The sequence below is a fragment of the Vibrio ouci genome (genome assembly GCF_004551525.1).
Taxonomy (GTDB): domain Bacteria; phylum Pseudomonadota; class Gammaproteobacteria; order Enterobacterales; family Vibrionaceae; genus Vibrio; species Vibrio ouci.
Genome location: NZ_SATR01000437.1, coordinates 1 through 346, shown reverse-complemented (window position 1 = coordinate 346; position 346 = coordinate 1). Strand labels below are relative to the sequence as shown.

1 protein-coding gene is annotated in these 346 nt (G+C 48.0%); it reads left to right on the top strand.

From position 1 onward, the window contains the following. Positions 1 to 346, top strand: a 346-nt coding sequence (locus ELS82_RS26685) for a hypothetical protein (RefSeq protein WP_167489589.1), incomplete at both ends; no start/stop codon positions are given.

Genomic DNA, 346 nt, shown 5'->3' with positions numbered 1-346 from the left:
TTGAAGGCAATCCAGCTCAGTTTGATGTGTCACTCGATAAAGAAGTCGATGGTACTTTGAATTATGTGTTTACGCTCGATGTCGATGAACCGTTGACGGCAGAGGTGGCGGACTTTTTAGCGAATGGTAACCTCACCGTGAGTTACACTGACAGTAATGGCCCTCAATCCTTCCCAATCAGTAACGGCGGTAACCTCGATATACCGGGTGATGCGACAGGTATGACGGTGACCGTTGGCACCTTCAATGACGACATCTTTGAAGGAGTCGAAAGCTTTGAACTCGATGTGACGGTAATGGGTAGCATCGGTGATAACAATGAAGCACTCAACCTCAGTGATAGCGG